Source organism: Streptomyces sp. AA1529 (assembly GCF_000280905.1).
Classification (GTDB): Bacteria; Actinomycetota; Actinomycetes; order Streptomycetales; family Streptomycetaceae; genus Streptomyces.
Genome location: NZ_ALAP01000033.1, coordinates 1 through 22,417, shown reverse-complemented (window position 1 = coordinate 22,417; position 22,417 = coordinate 1). Strand labels below are relative to the sequence as shown.

Below are 22,417 nucleotides of genomic sequence, written 5' to 3'. Positions count from 1 at the left end.
GCCGCACCGGGACCGGCGGCCGGTCAGCGGACGGGCTCGCGCCGTCGGGCGTCGAGCAACTTCGCTGTGCCGCCGAGCAGATGTTCGGTAATCGTATCGATGTTGCGGCGCTGCCAGGGTTCGAGTTCGGTGCCCCTCACCCAGTCGTTGAAGGCACCCATCGCGGGGCCGCAGGGGATGTGGTAATCGACCTTCCGGGTGGCGTCGCCCTGCCGTGCCAGGGCCAGGCCCTGGACGAGGTAGCTCCGGAAGACGGCGGCCATGTCCTGCTTGGGACTGCCGCCCGGCCCGACCTCGGCGAGCACCTCGGCGAACGGGCGGCGCAGATACCGCCGCTCGATCTCGTCCCGGGTGCCGGAGTCGATGTCCTGCCAGCGGTCGTGGGCACGCCAGAGCTGGTGCAGCTTCGCCGCCTTGGCCGGGTAGAACACCCCTTTGCGGACGACGGTGTTCCGCACGCCCAGCTCGAACATCTCGGGCCAGGGTGCGTCGTCCACATCGTGCACGGACAGGCTCTGCAGGATGTCCTTGGTGTGCGGGCTGGTGGCCGCCTCGACGGTGCACTGGTTGACGGAACCCGTCAGCAGGAACTCCGCACCCATGAACAGCGCTGCGGCAGCCGCCTCCGGCGTACCGATCCCGCCTGCCGCGCCCACGTGCACCCGCTGCCGGGCACCGGCCGACAGCCGGTCGCGCAGCCGCAGGACCGAGGGCAGCACGGTGGCCACGCTCGCCGGACTGCTCAGCCACCCGGCGCCGGCCTCGACCACCAGGTCCGTCGCGACGGGGATGGAGCCCGCACCGGCCGCCTCCTCCTCGGTGAGATGACCGTGCTCGCGCAGGTGCCGCACCACATCCGCCGGGGCGGGCGAGAGCAACTGCTCGGCCAGGTCGGTGCGGTTGACCTTCGCCAGCACCGCTCCGCCCTTGAGCCGGAACTTCACCAGCGCGGGGGTGATCTCCAGATGGCCGGACGCCTCCACCACCCGCACCCCCAGCCGCAGGTACAACTCCGCGAGCGCCATCTCGCGCTCGGGGTCGGCCTGCTGGTAGGGCAGCGCGGCGCCATAGGGGTTGTCCCGGCCGAGCCCGGCGACCACCGTGCCGAGTCCGCTCTCCACCTCGGCCGGGGTGAGGCCGCCCGCGCCGTAGAAGCCCATACCACCCGACTTGGCGAGCCGGGAGAGCAGTTCCGGACCCGAGACCCCGCCGTACATCGAGCCCGCGACGCAGGCGTGCCGCAGTCCGTAGCGCTCGCGGAACGAGGCGGCGCCGAGACCGGTGAACTCCGTGGTCCCGTCCGGGTCCGCCCACCCGGCCGTGCTCCGCGGCGCGGCCTGCGCCGGGAGCGCCTCCGCCGGTCCGGTTCCACTGGGCCCGGGGGCGGCGGCACCCGCCGGTTCGGGGGCCCGAGCGGGCGCTGCGAAGGCCGGACCCGCCGGTTGCGGAGCCGGAGCGTCCGGCCCCCCGGCCGACCCCGGGGTCTGCGCCGGACCGGCGGACCGGGCGTCCGCGGACGGCCCGGCCGGGGACGGAACGGCCGGGGACGGAACGGCCGGGGACGGAGCGGCGACCGGCGCCTCCGCGACCGGCGCCTCCGCGGACGCCTGCTTCTCGATCCGGGCCACCAGATTGCGCAGCACCCGGCCGGGGCCCAGCTCGACGAACTCGAACGGGCCGCGCTGCCGCAGATACCGGACCGAGTCGAGCCAGCGGACGGGGTGGTCCATCTGCCGGGTGAGCCGGTGGACGAGTCCCGCCGCGTCGTGCGGCCGGGCGTCGACATTGGCGATCACCGGGATCCGCGGTTCCTTCAGCGGGAGGCCGGCGAGGAACCGGCCGAACTCCTCGGCGGCTTCGGAGACGAACGGCGAGTGCAGCGCGCCGCCCACCCGCAGCCTGCCGTAGCGCGCCCCGGCCGCCTCGGCCAGCGGCTTGACGGCGTCCAGGCCGCTGTCGGAGCCGGCCAGCACGATCTGGTCGGCGGCGTTGATGTTGGCGATGTGGACGTCGTCGATCCCCGCGATCAGCGACTCGACGGCCGGCAGGTCGCAGCCGACGACGGCGGCCATCGAACCGGTGGCGACCTGCCCCATCAGCTCCCCGCGGCGGGCGACCATGCGCAGTCCGGTCTCGAAGTCGAAGACTCCGGCGGCGAACAGCGCCGCGTACTCGCCCAGGCTGTGCCCCACCAGGTAGTCCGGCGGGACGGGATCCTCCGCCAGGCGGGCCAGATAGGCGAGCGCCGAGACGGTGTAGAGCGCGGGCTGGGTGTACTCGGTCTGCCGGAGCCGTCCTTGCGGGTTGTGCTCGCACAGCTCGCGGACGGAGTAGCCGAGGACGGCGTCGGCGGCGGCCGTCTCGGCGGGGAACCGGTCGAACAGCTCGGCTCCCATGCCCTGGGCCTGGGAGCCCTGCCCCGGGAATCCGTAGACCTTGGCGACCTGCATCGAAGCTCCTTCCGCCGGAGGCGGTGCGGGCCGGCCGGACGGGGCGGGCCGGACGGTCGGCGGCACGGCGCCGGGCGCGGGCCGGAAGGTGTCCCGTACCTTGGCGAGCTGCCGGCTGTCGTGGCCGAAGATGCTCAGCAGCGGATACGAGCGGCCCCGCGCGGGGCCCAGCAGCGCGGTGGTCAGGTTGTGCAGGGTGCTGGAAGGGCCCAGGTCGAGGTAGCGGTGCGGGCCGGTCCGCTCCAGGCCGCGGACGGCACGTTCGAACTCGATCGGGCCGGACACCACCTGCCAGTAGTGCTCGGCCGTCGGGCGCGCCACCGGTTCCCCGGTGGCGCAGGAGACGAGGGGGATGCGCGGCTCCCGCAGCTCCAGGCCTGCCAGCAGCTCCTGGCACGCGGCCCGGCGGGCGTCCAGCAGCCGCGAGTGGAAGGCGTACTCGACCGAGACGCGCTGGCAGGGGATCTCCGCGGCGCGCAGCGCCGTCTCGGCCGCCGCCAGTCCGTCCTCGGCCCCGGAGACCACGAAGTGCTCGGGACCGTTGCGCGCGGCCAGCTCGGTGTGGTCCCGCAGGGCGGGCAGCCGGGCGTGCAGCCCGGGGTCGGCGAGCACGGCGAGCATCCCGCCGGCGGGCAGTCCTTCCAGCGCCCTGGCCTGCTCGACGACCAACCGCAGGCATTCCGGGACGGTGAGCACGCCGGAGACCGCGGCCGAGGTGAACTCGCCCAGGCTCGACCCGAGGAGCAGATCGGGCACGATGCCGTCGGCGCGCAGCAGTTCGACGGCGGCCAGCTCGATCATCACGATCGCGGGATGGGTGACCAGGGTGTCGGTGAACGGCTCGCCCACCCGGCCGCCGTGGTAGAGCTGGGCCACCACCGAGCGGCCGAGCAGTTCGGCGACCATCGTGTCGAGCCGGTCCAGTTCGGTGCGGAAGACCGGCTCCTGGTGGTAGAGGCTCTCGCCCATCCCGAAGTGCTGGGAGCCCTGGCCGGAGAACATGAAGACGGTCGGGGTGCTCACTGCCCACCTCCTGCGAGCGCGAGGACGTCCTTGATCACGAAGCGCCCCTCCCGGAAGCCGGAGACCGGACCGGCCGGGGCCGTGGCGCGGCGCGCCGCGGCCAGCACGTCGCGCACCGGGCCTTCCCCGGCGTCCAGCAGAGCCCGCATGACCTCCGCGTAGGCGCCCAGCAGGAAGCGGACGGTCTCGTCGGTGAACAGGTCCCGGTAGTAGGACATGTGCAGGGTCATGGTGCTGGTGGGAAAGACGTCGACCCGCAGCGGGAAGCCCATCCGGGTCACGTAGTACCCCGGGGGGAACCGCTCGGAGGTGTCGATCCCGACGTTCTGGAAGACCAGGTAGCTCTCGCAGGGCAGTTGCCCGGGCGGCAGTTCGCCGTGTGCGAGGGCCTCGTCGAGCACGGTGTACTCGTGGGCCGCGACCTCCGCCATGTCGGCCATCACCCGGCGCAGGAGCTCCGGGAGGGGTTCGGCACCGTCGATCCGGGTGCGCAGCGGCAGGATGTTCAGCGTGGGGCCGACCATGGTCTCCAGGCCCTCCAGCGCGGCCGAGCGGCCGTTGAGCAGCATGCCGTGTGCGACGTCGGCCCGGTCGCCGTTCCCGGTGAAGGCTCCGACGGTGAGCGCCCATCCGGCCTGGAACAGCGTGTTGAGCGTGGTCTTCCGTTCCGGGACCAGTGCGCGCAGTCCGCTGGCCAGGTCGTCGGGCAGGCTGATCCACTGGCGGCCGTAGCCCTCCTCGGCGCCCACCCGGTTGCCGGGGACGCGGGGCGCCAGCGCGACCGGTTCGCGCAGTCCGGCCAGTGCGCGGCGCCAGTGGTCCGCCTCGGCCGCCCGGTCGCGTGCGCGGGTCTCGGCGACGAAGTCGGCGAAGCGCAGCCCGGTCTCGGGTGCCGGGGTCCGGCCGGCCGTCAGATCGGCGATCACCGCGTCGAACTGGCGGGCGATGATGTCGTAGGACCAGCCGTCCAGGCACAGATAGCTGAGGCTGGTGACCATCAGGCAGTGCTCCTCGTCGATGTCGGCGACGAAGTAGCGCAGCCCCCCGGGTACCGCAGGGTCGACCCCGCGCTCCCGGTCGGCCGCCAGATGGCGCTCCAGCTCCGCGTCCTGCTCGCCGGGGGACAGCCCGCGCCAGTCGGCGTACTCGAACTCGACCCGGGGTTCGCGGTGCACGATCTGCATCGGCTCCTCGACGCCCTCCCAGACGAAGGAGGTGCGCAGCGCCTCGTAGGCGCGGGCCAGTTCGGTCGCCGCCGCGCCGAACACCTCCGGATCCACCGTTCCGCGCTCCATGGGGGTGAGCCGGTGCACCTGGAAGGCGCCGGTGGTGGGGTGGGCGAGCAGGGTGCGCAGGGCCCACGACTGGAACGGCGCCAGCGGGTGCACGGCCTCGACGGCGGGGTCGGCGCGCAGCCGCTCCAGCACATCGGCGGACGGGACGCCCTCGCCGGACGGGACCCGGTCCGCTCCGGCGGCCCCGGCTCCGTCCGGTTCGGTGTCCGCGGTGACGGCGGCGGCCAGTTCGCCGAGGGTGCCGTGCTGGAAGAGCATCTGCGGGGTGAGTTCGAGGCCGCGCTTGCGGGCGGCCGTGACGACCCGGATGGTGTGGATCGAGTCGCCGCCCAGCTGGAAGAAGTTGCTGCCCGCCCCGACCCGGCCGGCGCCCAGCACCTCCTGCCAGATCTCGGCCAGGGCGCGCTCGGTCGCGGTGGCGGGTTCGACCACGCCCTCGGCGTCGTCGGCAAGCTCGGGCAGCGGTTCGGGGAGGGCCGTGCGGTCCAGCTTGCCGTTGGCGTTGATCGGGAAGCGGGTCAGCGGCACGTACGACGAGGGCACCATGTAGTCCGGCAGCCGGTCCTTCAGGTGTGCGCGCAGTTGCGGCAGGAGCGCCGCGGCGGTGTTGGCGAACGCCGGGTCCGTCGAGGTGTCCTCCGCGCGGACGTGCTCGGCGGGCCGGTCGGCGATCCACTGCGGGGCCGTACCGGGGGTGGCGAGCAGCACCGTGTAGCTGCCGTCCGCGGCGCCCGGTGTCCAGCTGAGCCGGGCGGTGCGGCCGAGCCGTCCGGCCAGCCGCCACCAGCGCTCCGGGTGCACCGCGTCGCCGCCGGAGGGCCCGGTGCCGTCGGCGGGCAGTGCCGGAGCGGGGTCCTCGGGGCCGGCCCGGTCGAGCGCGGCCCGCGCCGCGGCGACGTCGGCCAGCCGCGCGTTGGGGACGCCGCGCACCACGACCGCCTCCGGGTCGCGGGTGCGGATCAGCTCCTCGACGGAGGCGAGGGTGGTCCCGTCCGCCGCCCAGTCGAGCACGGTGCCGGGCACCTGCCGGGCCACCGGCGCGCCGGTGTGCAGGACGGCGTCGTAGCGGTAGCGGTTCATCTCGTTGTCCCGTTCGCCGCGCCGCAGCTGCGTCTCGACCCGGCTGATCCCGGGATGGTCGCGGCGCAGCAGTTCGAAGAAGGCGGGGTCGAGGACGAGTTCGCGGTCCTGCGCGGCGGCGTGCCGGATCCGGGTACGCGCCTGGGCGGCGCCGGGTGCGGCGTCGGCGCGGCGCAGTTCCACGTCGGCGTGGAAGGTGTCGAACACCTGGAGCGCGCGTACGTCGCCGACGAACACCGTGCCGCCGTCGGCGACGACCCGCAGCGCTCCCGCGATCACCTCGCGCAGATACGCCGGGTCCGGGAAGTACTGGACCACCGAGTTGATGACGACGGTGTCGAACTGTCCGGTTCCGAACGCGGTCAGGTCGTGGGCGGGCAGTACGTGCAGTTCCACGTCCGACAGGTCGGGCCGCGGCTCGACCACGGTCTCGCGCAGGTTCCGGATGGCTGTCGCGGACATGTCGGTGCCGTGGTACTCGGCGCAGTGCGGGGCGATCCTGGACAGCAGCAGTCCGGTACCGCAGCCGATCTCCAGCACCCGCTCCGGGCCCAGGGCCAGCACGCGGTCGACCGTGCTGGTCGTCCATTCCCACATGTCCATCGGGGACAGCGGCTCGCCGGTGTAACTGCTGGTCCAGCCGCGGATGTCGAAGCCGGCTTCGACGGCCGGGCCCTCGTCGTAGACCCGGTCGAACACCTCGCGCCACTCCACGCCGCGTTCGCCGTCCCCGGCGGCGTCGGCGGCGTGGGCGGCGTGGGCGGCGGCGGTGTCGGCAGGGCCGTCGGCGGCGGTGGCGCCTTCCGCGCCGGTGCCGGGGCCGGGGCCGGCGTCCCGCTGCGGGATCACATAGGCGACGAGCCGGCTGCCGTCCGCATCGGGCAGGACGACGGCCTCCCGCACCCCATGGTGCTCGGAGAGCGCCGCGCCGACCTCGCCCGGCTCCACCCGGTGGCCGCGGATCTTGACCTGCTGGTCGGCGCGGCCGATGTACTCCAGTTCGCCGCCGGGCAGCCAGCGCACCAGGTCGCCGGAGCGGTACTCGCGTCCGCCGGGGCCCTCGACGAACCGCTCGGCGTTCAGCTCCGGGCGGTCCAGATAGCCCAGGGTCACCCCGTTGCCGCCCACGTACAGCTCGCCGCGCACCCCGATCGGGCTGGGCTCGCCGTAGCCGTCCAGCACCCGCGCCGACAGGTCCGGCATGGGGACGCCGATGGGCGACCCGGACGAGGCCCACTCCAGGTCGGCCCGGGTGATCTCGCGGTAGGTGACGTGCACGGTGGTCTCGGTGATGCCGTACATGTTGACCAGCCGGGGCTGCCGGTCGCCGTGCCGGTCGAACCACGAGCGCAGCCCCGGTACGTCCAGCGCCTCGCCGCCGAAGGTCACCACGCGCAGGGCCAGTTCGCCCGGCGGTGCCGCCTCCTCGGCCGCGGCCAGATGCCGGAAGGCGAGCGGCGTCTGGTTGAGGACGGTCACCCGCTCCTCGCGCAGCAGCCGCAGGAAGTCCTCCGGCGAACGGCTGACCGCGTGCGGGACCACGACGAGGGTGCCGCCGTGCGTGAGCGCGCCGAACAGCTCCCACACCGACATGTCGAAGCTCGCGGAGTGGAACAGGGACCAGACGTCCTGCGGACCGAACCCGAACCAGCGGTCGGTCGCCGCGAACAGCCGGGTGATGTTGGCGTGGCTGACCTGCACGCCCTTGGGCCTGCCGGTGGAACCCGAGGTGTAGATGACGTACGCCGGATCCTGCGGGCCCGCGCCGGGCAGCCGCCCCGGTGCTTCCGCCGGCGGATGGCCCTCGACGGTCACCACCGCGGCGCCGCCGGCCGCGAGGCGGTCGGTCAGATGCCGCTGGGTGACGACGAGCTGCGCCTTGCTGTCGTCGAGCAGATACTGGATCCGCTCGGCGGGGTAGGACGGATCGATCGGCACATAGGCGCCGCCCGCCTTGAGAATGCCCAGCACGCCGGCGACCAGCTCCGGTGACCGCTCGGTGGCCAGCGCCACCAGCGTGCCGCGGCCCACCCCCCGGTCGCGCAGCACGCGGGCCAGGGCGTCGGACTGCTCGTCGATCTCGCGGTAGGTGAGGCCACGGCCCTCGTGCCGTACCGCCACCGCCTCGGGGGTGCGGCGTGCGTGCTCGGCGAACTGTTCGTGGGCCAGCTCGGCGGGGACCGGAACGGTCTCGGACCGCGGGCCCCACTCGTCCTCGATCCGGGCCCGCTCCTGGTCGGTCATCACCGGCAGCCGGGCGATGGTGGTGCCGGCGTCGCGCCCCACGGCCTCCAGCACGGTGCGGTAGGCGGCCAGCAGCCGGTCGACGGTGTCGTGGTCGAACACCGCGGAGTTGTACTCGACCTCCACCAGCAGGTCGTCGTTGCGGTCGACGATGCTGATCCACAGGTCGAACTTGGAGGTGGAGTTGCGTACGCCGGAGATGCGCTCCACGGTCAGTCCGGCCGGGGAGCGCAGCGGACGTGCGGGCAGGAAGTTGAAGCAGACCTGGAAGAGCGGGTTCTGGCTGAGGTAGCGCTCGGGCCGCAGATCCTCCACGATCGCCTCGAACGGGACCTCCTGGTTGCGCTGCGCGCCCGAAGCGCCCTCCTGCACCGCGGCCACCAGGTCGGCGAAGGTCTGCTCACCGCTGACCTGGGTGCGGTGCACCAGGGTGTTGACGAAGAACCCGATCAGCGGCTCGACATCGGTGTGGGTGCGGTTGGTGACCGGGGAGCCCACCGGGATGTCGCGCTGCCCGGTCCAGCGGTGCAGCAGTGCCTGGAGCGCCGCGAGCAGCACCGTGTACAGCCCGACGCCCCGGTCGCGGGCCAGCTCCTGGAGCCCGTCGCGCACCGCGCCGGGGAAGACCAGTTCGGCGTCGCCGCCCTCGAAGTTCTGCACGGCGGGGCGGGGCCGGTCGAAGGGCAGTTCCAGGTGCTCGGTGATGCCGGAGAGCCGCTCACGCCAGTAGGAGAGCTGGTTCTCCAGCCGTTCGCCGCTCAGGTGCTCCCGCTGCCAGAGCGCGAAGTCGGGGTACTGGATCGGCAGTTCCTCGAACGGGGACGGCCGGCCCGCGTCGTAGGCGTCGTAGAGGGTCAGCAGCTCCTCCCAGAACAGCCCCAGCGACCATCCGTCGACGACCACGTGGTGGGCGTTGAGGAAGACGACCCAGCGCTCCTCGGCCAGCCGGAAGAGCACGACCCGCAGCAGCGGCCCCTCCGCCAGGTCGAACGGCTCCCCGGCGAGCTCGGCGACGCGGTCGTCCAGCCGCTCGGGCTCCGCGCGCAGGTCGTGCGTGACGACCGGCACGGTCAGCTCCTCGGCCACCCGCTGCCACGGCTCGCCGTCCTCGTCCGGCAGTGTGGTGCGCAGCGCCTCGTGCCGGCGCACGATCTCGTCCACCGCGCGGCCGATCAGGTCCGGGCGCAGCGGGCCGCTGATGGCGAAGGTCATCACCACGTTGTAGGCGGGGCTGCCGGGCACCATCTGGTCGAGGAACCACAGCCTGCGCTGCGCGAACGACAGCGGGGGCCGGACCCCCGGATCGCGCCGGGGGATGCCGCCGCCCGCCGCGGACCCCGGCTGCCGACGGCCCCCGGCCAGCTTGGCCAGCAGCGCCCGCTTCTGCGGCGACAGCCGATCGCTGCCCGCGCCGGCCTTCTCGTCCAATGACATGGGGAGTGCTCCTTCTGCCGAGTTCGGTGGGGTGGGGGCCGGGGCGCGGGTCAGGCGAGCATGTCGGCGACGACGCTCTCGGGGAGCTCGTCGATCCGGTCGACCAGTTCGGTCTCGACGAGCCGGGCCATCGCGGCGACGGTTCCGGCCTCGAACAGGCCACCGAGGTCGAGTTCGATCGGGAAGTGGTCCCGCAGCCGCGAGATGACCTGGGTGGCGAGGATCGAGTCGCCGCCCAGCTCGTGGAAGTCGTCCGCCGGTGCCACCGAGGCCAGTCCGAGCACCTCGGCGACCGCCTCGGCCACCATGGCCTCCAGTGCACCGCCCTCGGCGGTGGCCGGTGCGGTCCCGCCGCCGTCCACTGCCGGAACCGGCGCGGCGCGCCGGCCCGCCGCCGCGGCCGCCGCTGGCACGGCCGGCTCGACCGGTGCGGCGGCGTCGGTGGCACCGGCGTTCTCGGCCAGCAGCACCGACTCCAGCGCCCGGTCCTCGCGGGTGGCCAGCAGCGAGTAGGCCCTCACCGAGCCCAGTCCGGCCCGCTCCAGCGCCTGCCGCCACATCGGGGCGCTGAGCAGCGGCCCGTTCGGCAGCCGGGTGTCCTCGAACGACCACCAGCCCGGCATCAGCCCGAAGGTCAGGGTCGGGAACGGCTGCACCCGGGTGACCTCCAGCAGGATGAGGATGCCGCCGGGCCGCAGCAGGGACCGCGCGTTGGCCAGCGTGCGGTCGATGCGCGCGGTGGCGTGCAGGACGTTGGTGGCCAGCACCACGTCGTACTCGCCCCCGGCGAACCCCTGTGCTGCCGCCGGACGTTCGATGTCCAGCACGGCGGTGTCCAGGAAGTCGTGCTCGCTGCCGTAGCGGTCGGCCCCGTAGCGGGTGAAGCCGCGGGAGATGTCGGTGTAGGTGTAGCGCACCCGGTCGCTGTAGGGGGACAGCGCGGGCAGCACCGAGGCGGTGGTGCCTCCGGTGCCCGCTCCCACCTCCACGACCGCCACCGGCACCTCCGGGTCGCGCTCCAGCCGGGCGGCCGTGTACTCCGCGACCAGCCGGGCGACCAGCGCGTTGGCGTCCTGGTCGCTGTGGTAGACGCCCTCGACCGCGGTGAAGGAGCCGTCGGGGAACAGCACCTCGTGGGCCTTGCGCTTGCCGGTGAGCACGTCCGGATAGGCGTCCAGGCAGGTGGTGAGCAGCTTGGCGAAGCCGGCCATCTCCGGCCTGCGCTCCAGCAGCCCGCCGGTGAGGCGGTCCACCTCGGTCTCCTCCCACTGGAGGGTGGCCGCCGCGCACCGCTCGGTGGTGACGTAGCCGTCGCCGTCCTCGGCGAGGTGTCCGGCGTCGACCAGGAGCCGCACCAGCCCGGCGAGTTGCCGGTGGTGCTCGGCCACCACGCCGAGCCGCCCGATCAGCTCCTGGACGGTGTACCGCTCCCCCGCCGCGGCGAAGACGCCCATCCGGCGGAGCGACGCCAGGAGCAGCTGCTCGCACAGCGCGGCCAGCTCGTCCGCCAGCTCCTCGGCCTCCAGCGCGGCCCGCAGACTGGTGCGGTCCGGGTGCTCGGCGAGATGCGCGGCCGCCGCGGCGTCCAGCTCCGGCAGCACCGACGGCACTCCGGGTGCGGTCTCCTGGACGGGTTCGGCGGGCTGCGCGGAACTCACGCCGCGGGGGCTGTCGGCGGAGGCGGCCGGGGACATCGGTGCCGAGCCGTCGGTGGGGCGTTCGATGGGGGTGCCGTCGGCCCACACGTGCGGGTAGCGGTGGCGCTCGAACGGGTAGCCCGGCAGCCCGATCCGGCGCGGCGCCGCACCCAGGTGCAGCCGTGCCCAGGACACCGGCTCCCCGGCCGCCCACTGCCTGGCTGCCTCGGCCAACGGCGGTGCCAGGTCCTGCGGTTCGGCGCTCTCCCCTGCCGCGATCCCCTCCAGCCGGTCGGCCAGCTCGGCGGTGGAGTCCGCGACCACGGCCGCCCGCTGCGCCATCGCCTCCCGCCCGACCTGGAGGGTGTAGGCCACATCGGCCAGGTCGGCACCGGCCAGCGGCCCGCGCAGCGCGGTGGCCAGCTCGGCGGCCTTGGCCCGCAGCCGCTCCTCGCTGCGCGCCGAGAGCGGCACCAGGTGCCGCCCGGGGCGGGCGGCCTGCGGCCGCGCGGGAGCCGGGAGGTCGGAGAGGACCAGATGCGCGTTGGTGCCGCTGTAGCCGAAGGAGCTGACGGCGGCGTGCCGGCGGCCGTCGGCTCCCGGCGCCCACCCGGATTCCTCGGTGGCCACCCGGACCGGCGCCGCGGAGAAGTCGATGTGCGGGCTGGGTGTGCTGAAGTTCGCCGCGGGCGGCACCACTCCGGCCCGCATGCTCAGCAGCACCTTGATGACACCGAGCACGCCGGCGGCGCCCATGGTGTGGCCGATGTTGGCCTTCACCGAGCCGATCGGACAGTACCCGGTGCGGTCGGTGAGCCCGTCGAAGGCGGAGGTGATGCCCGCGATCTCGATGGGGTCGCCCAGCGTGGTGCCGGTGCCGTGCGCCTCGAAGTAGCCCAGGTCCTCCGCCGCGACGCCGCTGCGGTTCAGCACCCCGCGCAGCAGTCCGGCCTGCGCCTGGGTGCTGGGGGCCGTGATGCCGGAGGTGCGGCCGTCCTGGTTGGTGCCGCTCGCCCGGATCACCCCGTGCACCCGGTCGTTGTCCCGCAGCGCGTCGGACAGCCGTTTGAGGACGAGCATGCCCACGCCCTCCCCGACCAGCATGCCGTCGGCGGCCGCGTCGAAGGGCCGGCACCTGCGGGTGCCCGAGACGGTGCCCAGGCTCTGCATGGTGAGGAACACACCCGGGTGGTTGGCCGTGTACACGCCGCCCGCGAGCACCAGGTCGGCCTCGTCGGACAGCAGCAGCCGGGCGGCCAGGTCCAGGGCCACCAGCGACGAGGAGCACGCGGTGTCCATCGCCAGGGCCGGACCGGCCAGATCGAGGTGGTAGGCCAGCCGGGAGACCATCACGCTGGTGTCGGAGCCGAGCAGGGAGTGCGCGTTGTACTCGGCCTGGGGTGCCAGCCCGGTGGTGCCCACGACGGTGCCGACCCGCTGCCCGCGCAGGGTGGCGGCGTCGATGGCGGCGTCCTCCAGCGCGTGGTAGCTGGACTCCAGCAGCACGCGCTGGGCCGCGTCCATGGCCGCGGCCTCGGTGGGCGCGATCCGGAAGAACCCCGGGTCGAACGCGTCGGTGTCCGGCATCGCTCCGTAGCGGGGCAGCGCCGCACCGGGGAACGCCTCCTGGAACATCCGCACCGCGACCGGGTCGTCGATCTCCCGGGTGACGTCGCGGCCCTCCCGCACCAGGTCCCAGAACTCCTCCGGACCGGCGGCGCCGCCGGTCCGGCAGTGCAGCCCGACGATCGCCACCTCCTCCTGGGGGCCCTGCGCGGCCAGCACCGACTCCACGTGTGCGGCGAGCCGGCCGATGTCGGGGTGGTCGGCGACCACCCCGCTGGAGAGGTTCGTCCCCAGCTCCGTGTTGATCGCCTCGACCAGCGAAACCGACCTGGCCAGGTCCAGTCCCGCGACGGTGGTCAGATTCAGTTTGGCCGCGGCCTCCTCGACCACGCGCACAATCTCGGACATGTCTCTCCCTCCCGGTTTCAGGCGCCTGCCCACTCGGTCAGTGCGCGGTGGTTGGCCCGGTCCCTGTCCTCCGCGGCCGTCGCCGCCGCCTTGCGCAGCCGCAGCAGCGCCGGGCGGGTCCACCCGCGCCGGGACGGCTCGGCGAGCCCGTCCTGCTCCAGCAGCGGGTCGAGCACGGCGGGCGGTGCGGTGACCCGCTCGACGACCAGGCGGGCCGAGCCCAGCAGCGCCACCCACGAGTCGACGCTGGGCACCAGCACCCCGGCGGCCCGGTCGTCGAGGTCGCCGCGCAGCGTGCCGACATGGTCGGCGAGCAGCATCCGGCCGCCGTCGATCAGTGCGGCGTCGATCCGGGCGAACAGGTCCCGCTTGCGGCGTACGGTCACCAGCCGGCCCAGGGCGACCACCAGGTCGTAGGTGCCGGGCAGGGCGTCATCGGGGCTCGCGGGTACGGAGTGGAGCACCGCCGTGCCCTGCTGGACCGCGAGCGCGGCGAGTTGTTCGCCTCCGCCGCCGCCCAGGTCGGCGATCGCGCCCACCGCGGCGAGGTTCTCCGGGGCCAGCAGCGCGGTCCAGGAGTCCCCGCCCGCCTCGGCTTCGCCGCGGGCCGAGTGCGGGACGGCGGCGGTGGCGGGTATCCGGTCGGCCAGCAGCCCCAGCAGATGGCCGGCCAGGGCGCCCGCCGTCGCCTGGTCGAAGACCAGGGTCACCGGCAGCCGCAGGCCCGTCGCCTGGTCGAGCCGGTTGCGCAGCTCCACGGCGGTCAGCGAGTCGAATCCCAGCTCGGCGAATCCGCTGTCCGCCTCGATGTGTTCGGGCTCGAAGCCGGGCAGGACCGCCGCGACCTCCTGGGCGACCAGTGCCAGCAGCAGGGCCCGGCGCCCGTCCGGCGCGGCACCGGCGAGCTGCTCCAGCAGCGTCCCGGGGGCGCCGGTACCGGACGCGGCGGCCGGGCTGCTGCCGGCACCGGTGTCCGCCGCCGGGACGCCTGCCGCGGGCCCGGTGCCGGACGCCGGGTCGGCGGCGCTCGGCGGCGGTGCCGTGCCCGCAGCCCGGTCGGTCCCGTCGGTCCTGTCGGTCTCGTCGGTCCCGGGTGTTGCCGTACCGGCGGGGGGCGCCCCGGGTCCGGCTGCCGGGGCCGCGGTGTCCCGGCGGACCAGGCTGCGCAGCACCGGGTGCACGGGGGCCGCCCGCAGTGCGGCGAGGTCCAGCCGCATCGGCACGGCCAGCTCCGCCGGACCGGCCACGGCCGCGTCGAACAGCGCCGCGCCCTCCTGGTCGGACAGCATCCGGAAGCCGCTGCGGACCATCATGGCGGTGGCCCGCTCGTCCTCCAGCAGGTCCCGGGTGAGATCACTGACGCTGGCCCACAGCCCGAACGCGACGGAGAGTCCCGGCAGCCCGTCGGTGCGGCGGCGCCGGGCGAGCGCGTCCAGGAACGCGTTGGCGGCCGCGTAGTTGGACTGCCCCGGGTTGCCGAGCACTCCGGCGGCTCCGGAGAAGGTCACGAAGACGTCCGGATCGGCCGCGCGGGTCAGCTCGTCCAGGACGACGGCCGCGTCCAGCTTGGCCCGCAGCACGGGCGCGAGCCGGGCACGGGTCTGGCCGGCGAGCATGCCGTCGTCCAGCGCCCCGACCGCCTGCACCACACCGGTGAGCGGATGGCCGGCAGGGATCCCGGCCAGCACCTCGGCCACCTGGTCCCGGACGGTCGCGTCGCAGCGCGCCAGCCGGACCTCGGCCCCCAGCGCGGTGAGTTCGGCGGCCAGTTCGCGGGCGCCGGGCGCGGCGTCGCCGCGCCGGGAGGCGAGCACCAGGTGCCGCACGCCGTGCGCGGTGACCAGGTTCCGTGCGATCACCGAGCCCAGCGTGCCGGTGCCGCCCGCGACGAGCACGGTGCCGCCGGGTGCGAACGTACGGGGGATGGTGAGCACGATCCGGCCGATGTGCCGGCCCCGGCTCATGGTGCGCATCGCGTCCCGGGCGCGGCGGACGTCGAGCACGGTGCGGGTCGGCGGCGGCAGCACGCCGCGCTCGAACAGCGGCAGCAGCGCGTCGAACATGGCGCCGATCCGCTCCGGTCCCGCCTCGACGAGGTCGAACGCCTGGTAGCGGACGCCCGGGTGGCTCCCCTCGACCTCCCCGGCGGGCCGGATGTCGGTCTTGCCCATCTCGACGAACCGGCCGCCGCGGGGCAGCAGTCGCAGTGAGGCGTCGATGTGCTCGCCGGTCAGCGAGTTGAGGACGACGTCCACGCCGCGGTTGCTGCTCTCGGCCGCGAACGCGGCGGCGTAGCCGGTGTCGCGCGAGGAGCGGATCAGCGAGGCGGGCACGCCCATGGCCTGCACCTCGGCGTGCTTGGCGGGCGCCGCGGTGGCGAACACGTCGGCGCCCAGGTGGTCGGCGAGCCGCACCGCGGCGCTGCCCACCCCGCCCGCGGCGGCGTGCACCAGCACCGACTCGCCGGCCCGCAGTCCGGCCAGCTCGACCAGTCCGTAGTAGGCGGTCAGGTACGCCACGGGGGCGGAGGCGGCCTCCGCCCAGGTCCAGCCGGCCGGGATGCGCCGCACGGTCCGCGCGTCGGTCACGCAGACCGGTCCGATGCCGCCGGGCAGCAGGCCGAACACCCGGTCGCCGACGGCCAGTGCGGTGACGCCGGGGCCGACCTCGGTGACCACACCGGCGCCCTCGGCGCCGAGCACCAGGTCGCCGGGGTACATGCCCAACGCCCCCAGCACGTCGCGGAAGTTGAGCGCGGCGGCGCGGACGGCGACCCGCACCTCTCCGGCGGCGAGCGGCCGGACGGCGTCCGGGGCGGGTACCAGTGCCAGATTCTCCAGGGTGCCGGGCGCGGTGGAATCCAGCCGCCAGGCCGGGGTGCGGGGCACCTCCAGGCCCGGGTCGTCGGCGGCCCGCACCAGCCGCGGCACCAGCACCCGGCCGCCGCGCACCGCGAGGTGGAACTCGTCGGCGGCGAGCGCCGTCTCGATCGCGGCGGGGACGTCGGCGACCGGTGCGTGCCGGTCCAGGTCGACGAGCACGAGCCGGCGCTGGAACTCGGACTGCGCCGCCCGCAGCAGGCCCCAGGCGGGTGCGTTCGCCAGGTCGGGCACCGGTTCCCCCGGCTCGACGGCGATGGCGCCCCTGGTCAGCACGACCAGTCGGCGGCCGCGGTTGGCCGGGTCGGTCAGCCAGTCCCGGACGGTGTCCAGCAGTGCGCCGGTGGCCTCGTGCGCGGCGGGCACGAGCGCCTCGCCGGTGACCGGCAGGTCGCCGGGGCCCTGCAGCGACAGGACGGCGAACTCGCCGCGCTCGGCGGTCCGGACCACCTGGCCGATGCCGTAGGGGTCGGGGCCGAGCAGCGACCAGGTGCCGGTGGACGGGCCGCCCGCGGCCGGGGCCGCCGCGCGCGGCAGCGGCTCCCATGCGAGGTTGAGCAGCGCGTCCCGGGCCGGGTCGGGGCGCTCGCCGGTGGCCGAGCGCAGTACCAGGCAGTCGAGCTGTGCGACGGGCTTCCCGTCGCCGTCGGCGAGTTGCAGCGCGACACCGGAACCGTCGACTCCGGTCAGCCGTGCGCGGGCCCGGCCTCCGGCCCCGGGACTGTGGACCGACATCCCCGTCCAGGCGAACGGCAGCAGCCCGCCCCCGCCCTCCATCCAGGTGCCGAAGCCCATCGCGTGCAGCGCCGAGTCCAGCAGCGCCGGGTGCACGCCGAAGCGCCCGGCCTCGGCGGCCTCCGCCGCGGGCAGTTCGACCTCGGCGAACACCTCGGTACCGCGCGCCCATACCGCGCGCAGGCTCTGGAACGCCGGGCCGTAGGTGTACCCGGCGGCGTCCATGGCGGCGTAGTAGTCCGCGACGGGAAGCGGCTCGGCTCCCGGCGGCGGCCACTGGACCAGGTCGAAGTCCGGTGTGCCGCGCAGCGGGGCCAGCGTGCCGCCGGCGTGCCGGGACCACGGCCGGTTCGCGGCGGCGCCGGCCGGCCGCGACGTCACCTCGACGGTGCGCGTGCCGTCCGCCGCCGGGGGCGCCAGCACGAGCCGTACGGCGATCTCCTGCCCGCCGGTCAGGTCGAGCGGCGCGTGCAGGGTCAGCTCGGTGATCCGGGCGGTGTCCACGGTCTCGCCCGCGCGTCCGACCATGTCCACCAGGGCGGTGCCGGCCAGCAGCACGCGGCCGTTGACGAGATGGTCGCCGAGCCACGGCTGGGCGGCCTGGGAGACGCTGCCGGTGACGGTCAGGGTGCCGTCCGCGCCGGTGACGGCTCCGGCGAGGTCGAGCAGCGGGTGCCGGGCGGCGTCCCCCTGCGCGGCGGCCGGTGCGGGCGTTGCTGCGCCGACCGGTGCCGGGGACGGGGACGGGGTCCGGGTGGCGGCCCCGGCTCCGGCCGGTACCGGGGGCGGGGACTGGGGCCGCGACGGGGACGGGGGCCGGGATGCGGCCGGTGCCGGTGCCGGGGGTGCGGCCGTGGGCCTGGCCGCCGGGGCAGGGGGTGCAGCGGGTGCCGGCGCCGGGGAAGCCGCCGGGGCAGCGGCAGGCGGGGCGACGGCCGGAGGGTCGGCGACGGCCGGGGGGTCGGTCCAGTAGCCGGTGGTGGCGAAGGGGTAGGTGGGCAGCCCGCCCAGCCGCAGCGGCGTGCCCTGCGGATACAGCGAACTCCAGGCGAGCATGCCGCCTTCGGCCCACACCCGGGCCAGCTCCGGCAGCGGCCTGCCCTTGGCGCGCTCGGCGCGGACGGCGGACGCGGGGCGTTTGGCCTCCCCGGTGAGCACGGCGGCGGTGTCGCCCGCACGCCAGCGCTCCAGCGCGGCACAGAGCTCCGCCTGCTCCTCGGCCACCACGGCCAGCCGGAACCGCATCGGCTCCCGGCCCACCTGGCTGGTCCAGGCGACCCGCGCCAGGTCCAGGTCCGGGTTGCCGCGCAGGAAGCCGATCCAGTTCCCGGCCGAGTCGGCGAGCTGCTGCGGGGTGCGGGCCGAGAGCACGAACAGGGCCGGGCCCGCGCTCCGCCGGACCTCGGCCTCGGGGGCCTCCTCGACGACGATGTGCGCGTTGGCGCCGCCGGCGCCGATCCCGGTGATCCCGGCCCGCCGCACCTGGGTCCGCCCGTGCACCTGCGGCGGGTCCCAGGGCACCGGCTGGTCCGACAGTTCGAAGGGCAGTTTGTCCCGGTCGATCGCGGGGTTGATCTCCTGGGGCAGCCGGGTCGGGGGCAGGGTGCGCTCGGTGAGGGCCAGCACCACCTTGGACAGCTGCGCCATGCCGGAGGACGCCTCGCCGTGACCGATGTTGGGCTTGACCGAGCCGAGCCGGAAGCGGCCCGTGGCCCCTTCCCGGCCGCCGAACGCCTGGGTGACCGCGGTCATCTCGACCGCGTCGCCGATCTCCGTGCCGTTGACGGTGGTCTCCAGGTAGCTCACCGTGCCGCCGTCGACGCCCGCCCGCGTCAGCGCGGCGGTGATGACGTCGGCCTGCCGCTTGGGGCTGGGGCTGGTGAAACCGACGGTGCGCCCGTTGTGGTTGACCGCGCTGCCGCGGACGACCGCGCGCACGTGGTCGTTGTCGCGCCGCGCGTCGGCCAGCCGCTTGAGCACCACGACGCCGACACCCTCGCCGGGCACGATGCCGTTGCCGCCGATCCCGAAGGCCGGGCACTCCGGCCGGTTCGAGAGCATCTTCACGGCGCCCAGCTCGGCGTAGGTGGAGGGGTGCAGATACAGGTTCACCCCGCCGACCAAGGCCATCGCGCATTCGCCGGAGCGCAGGCTCTGCACGGCCTCGTGCAGCGCGACCAGCGCCGAGGAGCAGGCGGTGTCCACCGGTTTGCTGGGGCCGCCGAGGTCGAGCTGGTAGGAGACGCGGTTGACCATGTCCCCGAACGAGGTGCGCGGCAGGTCGACTCCGCGGTCCGGGCCGAGCCGGTCGAAGCCCAGCTTGGAGGCGCCCGCGAACACGCCGGTCGCCCGGCGGACCTTGGCGTCGAGGGCGTGCGGGCAGTACCCGGCGTCCTCCATCGCCTTCCAGCACTCCTGGAGGAAGATCCGCTGCTGGGGGTCGGTGTTCCGGGCCTCCTGCTCGGACATCCCGAAGAACTCGGCGTCGAACTGGTCGAAGTCCTCCAGGAATCCGCCCCACCTGGAGTGGCTCTTGCTGATGACCTCCATGCCCTGCGGGTCGGGGGTGTAGTACTGCCGCCAGTCCCAGCGCCGGGCCGGGATCTCGCCGATGGCGCTGCGGTTGGCGGTGACCAGGTCCCAGTAGCTGCGCAGGTCGGGCGCCCCGGGGAAGCGCACGCTCAGTCCGACGATCGCGACGGGCTCCGCGGCGTCCGGTGCGGCCGGCCCGGCGTCGGCGGCGGGCCGCGCCTCCGCGGCCGGGGGTGCCGGAGCCGGGGACGCCGCGGGAGCCGCGGCCGATGCGGGAGCCGCGACAGCCGCCGGAGGCACGGACGGAGCCGCGGTGGTCGCGGCGGGCGCGCCCCGCAGGGCGACCAGCACCGCCTCCGGCGCGTCGTCCTCGTCCGCGCCGGGGGGCAGCGGGTGGACGCGGATCTCCTCGAACCCGGCCGCGGCCAGCGCGGCCCGCCAGGCGTCCGCCGAGAGCAGCGGCGCGTGGGGCAGCCGGGCCCGTGCCGCGCCCGGCTGCGGCCACCACTCGGCGGTCAGCCCGAAGAGCATGACCGAGGGCTCGGGCGCCGAGACGGCCTCGGTCAGCACCAGCGCGCCCCCGGGACGGAGCAGCGCCGCGGCGTTGGCCAGGGCCGCGTCCGGGTCGGCGGCGGCGTGCAGCACGTTCGCGGCGAGCAGCACGTCGGCTTCCCCGGCGGGCAGTTCCGGGGTCGCGGCGGCGACGGCGATGTCGTGGACGGTGAAGTCGGCGAAGCCGTACTGGTGGCCGAAGCGCTGCCTGCCGTGCTCGGTGAACCGGGAGGAGGGGTCGGTGCAGGCGTAGCGCAGCCGGTCGCCGAAGGGCGCCAGCGCGGGCAGCGTCCGGGCGGCCGTCGCACCGCTGCCGGAGCCCAGTTCGACGACGGAGGCGGCCGTCGCCGTCTCCAGCCGGGCGCGGGCCGCCTCGGCGGCCACGGCGGCGACGACGTCGCCGCTGTCCGGGGCGCCGCCCGGAGCGGCGCCGGGCGGCTCGGCTCCGGCACCGTCGGGGAAGAGCACCTCGGCGGCGGGACGGCGCCCGGTCAGCACCTCCGGGTAGGCGTCCAGGCAGCGGCGCAGCAGCCGGACGGTCGGCTCCGCGCTGGGGAACTCGGCCACCAGCCCGGCGACCATGGCGTCCGACTCGGCGCGGGAGAGCTCGCGCAGCGGGTAGGCGGCGACCAGCCGCTCGCCCTCGCGGCCCAGCGTGCCCGCCGTGACGAGGATGTCCAGCAGCGCCTCGAACAGCCGCCGGTGCTGGTCGACCACCCCGAGCGCCGCGGCCAGTTCGTCCGGCGTGCCGCCCTCGCCCGGCGCGGTGAAGGCGCCCATCCGCCGGAGGGCCCCGGCCAGCATCCGCCGGGCCAGCAGGGTCAGCGCGTCGGTGCCGCGCTGCGCCGCGAGCCCGGCGCCGGGGTCGGCCCCGGCGAGCACGTTCCGGGCCGCGGCGTGCAGCCGCTGCGCGTGCTCGGCCGGACGCCGGCCCTGCTCAGTCGCTGCCGCAGTCGGCGTCGTTGCCGTCGTCGGCGTACTCATCAGCGGTTCACCGCCTCGGCGTAGGGGGTGGCCGCGGCGATCCGGGCGCGGTTGCCCGCGCGCCCGGCCGCCGCTCCGGCCGTGCTGTCCTTGCGCAGCCGCAGCAGCAGATACGCAGCCGTACCGCGCTCCAGCGGCACGGCCAGGTCGGTGTGGAACCGCCACCGTTCCTTGGCGCGGGGGTCGAGACCGGCGGTGTGCTGGTCGACGTCGAAGTCGGCGAGGAAGTGCCCGACGCGGGCGCTCGCGTCGACCGCGTCGTCGAGCACGAACCCGGCGTCGGCGAGGTGGTCGGCCCACTGCTCCGGGGTGGGGAGCCGGATGCCCAGCCCCGGGTCGGTCCGCTCGCTGCCGACGGACAGGAAGTCGGCCAGCAGCAGCCGGCCGCCTTCCGGCAGCGCAGCGGCGATCCCGGCCAGGTACCCGGCCTTGTCCGCCGCCAGGTGGCTGCCCTCGATACCCAGCGCCACCTCGTGCGCAGTAGCGGGGTCGGTGTGCGCGACGGTGACCCGCGTCTCGAGACCGTGCTCCTTGGCGGCCCGGGCCGCGACCTCGGCCTGCGCCGGGTCGGCGGTGCGGAGGTGCACCCGCAGGGCGCGGTGGCGGGCCGCGAGGCGCAGTCCCGCGGCGCCCTGTGCGCCGTGCAGGTCGAACAGGCCGCCGACCCGGTCGAGGTCTTCGCCGCGGAGCAGCACGTCGAGCAGTTCGGCCTGGTGCTCGCGGACCAGTTGGGTGTCGTCGGGGTCGGCCTCCGGGTGGAGCAGCACCCGGCTGGCGGAGAACCCGATCTCGCGGGCCGGGAACGGCGCGGCCCAGGCCGGTTCGGCGGGCCACTCGGGTATCGGCTCGGCGGGCGGTGCCGGGGCGCCGGTCACCGCGGGGGCGACGCCCGTGAGTGCGCTGCTGTCGGCGGGGAAGTCCGCCGCCAGACTCTCGGCCACCTCGGCCACACAGCCGAACTCGAACAACAACGTCCGCGACGCATCCGGAAACACCTCCGCAATCCGGTGATTCACCCGCGTACGCACCACCGAATCAATCCCGAACGCATCCCACGACCGCCACGGATCCACCTCCCCCACAGCAACCCCCGCCTCTTCCCCCACCACACCCGACAACCAACCCACCACATCGCCCCCACCAGAAGCAGGAACACCACCCGCAACCCCCGCCGACACCACAGCCGGCTCCACCGCAACCGCCCCCGCACCACCGGGCTGCTGCTCGCCCGGAGCCGTCTGGGCGCCGAGCAGGGCGGTCCGGCAGTCGGCCGGGAAGTCCGTGGTCAGGAGGTCGGCGACCTCGTCGATGGTGGGGAACTCGAACAGCAGGGTGCGGGACGCGGCCGGGAACCGCTGGGCGAGGTACTGGTTCACCCGGGTCCGGACCACCGAGTCCACGCCGAACGCGTCGAACCGCTCCCAGCGGTCGACGGCCGCCGGGTCCACGCCCACTTCGCCGGCGATCACCCGGGTCAGCCACAGCGCGATGTCCTCCCGCAGCCCACCTGGTCCGGCGGCGGCCTGCGGCCCGGTGTCCGCCGGTGGGTACGCCGTCGCGGCGGGCGCGGCAGGCGACGCGGCGGGCGCGACGGACGC

5 protein-coding genes are annotated in these 22,417 nt (G+C 75.1%); all 5 read right to left on the bottom strand.

The window, feature by feature from the left end; translation table 11 throughout:
* Positions 1-23: 23 nt before the first annotated feature.
* Positions 24-3,473, bottom strand: a complete 3,450-nt coding sequence (gene fabD, locus A949_RS0110295; protein WP_019355925.1) for an ACP S-malonyltransferase — start codon at positions 3,471-3,473, stop codon at positions 24-26.
* Positions 3,470-9,526 (bottom strand): non-ribosomal peptide synthetase, encoded by a 6,057-nt coding sequence (locus tag A949_RS0110290; RefSeq protein ID WP_019355924.1) that lies wholly within the window; start codon positions 9,524-9,526, stop codon positions 3,470-3,472. The genes fabD and A949_RS0110290 overlap by 4 nt, the downstream gene beginning before the upstream one ends.
* A gap of 50 nt (positions 9,527-9,576) precedes the next feature.
* Positions 9,577-13,137, bottom strand: coding sequence for a beta-ketoacyl synthase N-terminal-like domain-containing protein (locus A949_RS0110285; RefSeq protein WP_020699827.1), 3,561 nt, complete (start codon positions 13,135-13,137; stop codon positions 9,577-9,579).
* A 17-nt stretch (positions 13,138-13,154) separates the two neighbouring features.
* Complete coding sequence (locus tag A949_RS35510; RefSeq protein WP_078565386.1) at positions 13,155-20,819, bottom strand: SDR family NAD(P)-dependent oxidoreductase; 7,665 nt, start codon at positions 20,817-20,819, stop codon at positions 13,155-13,157.
* Positions 20,819-22,417 (bottom strand): phosphopantetheine-binding protein (locus A949_RS33045; RefSeq protein WP_037706104.1); only part of this gene is annotated, 1,599 nt, incomplete at its 5' end. The genes A949_RS35510 and A949_RS33045, both read right to left, overlap by 1 nt.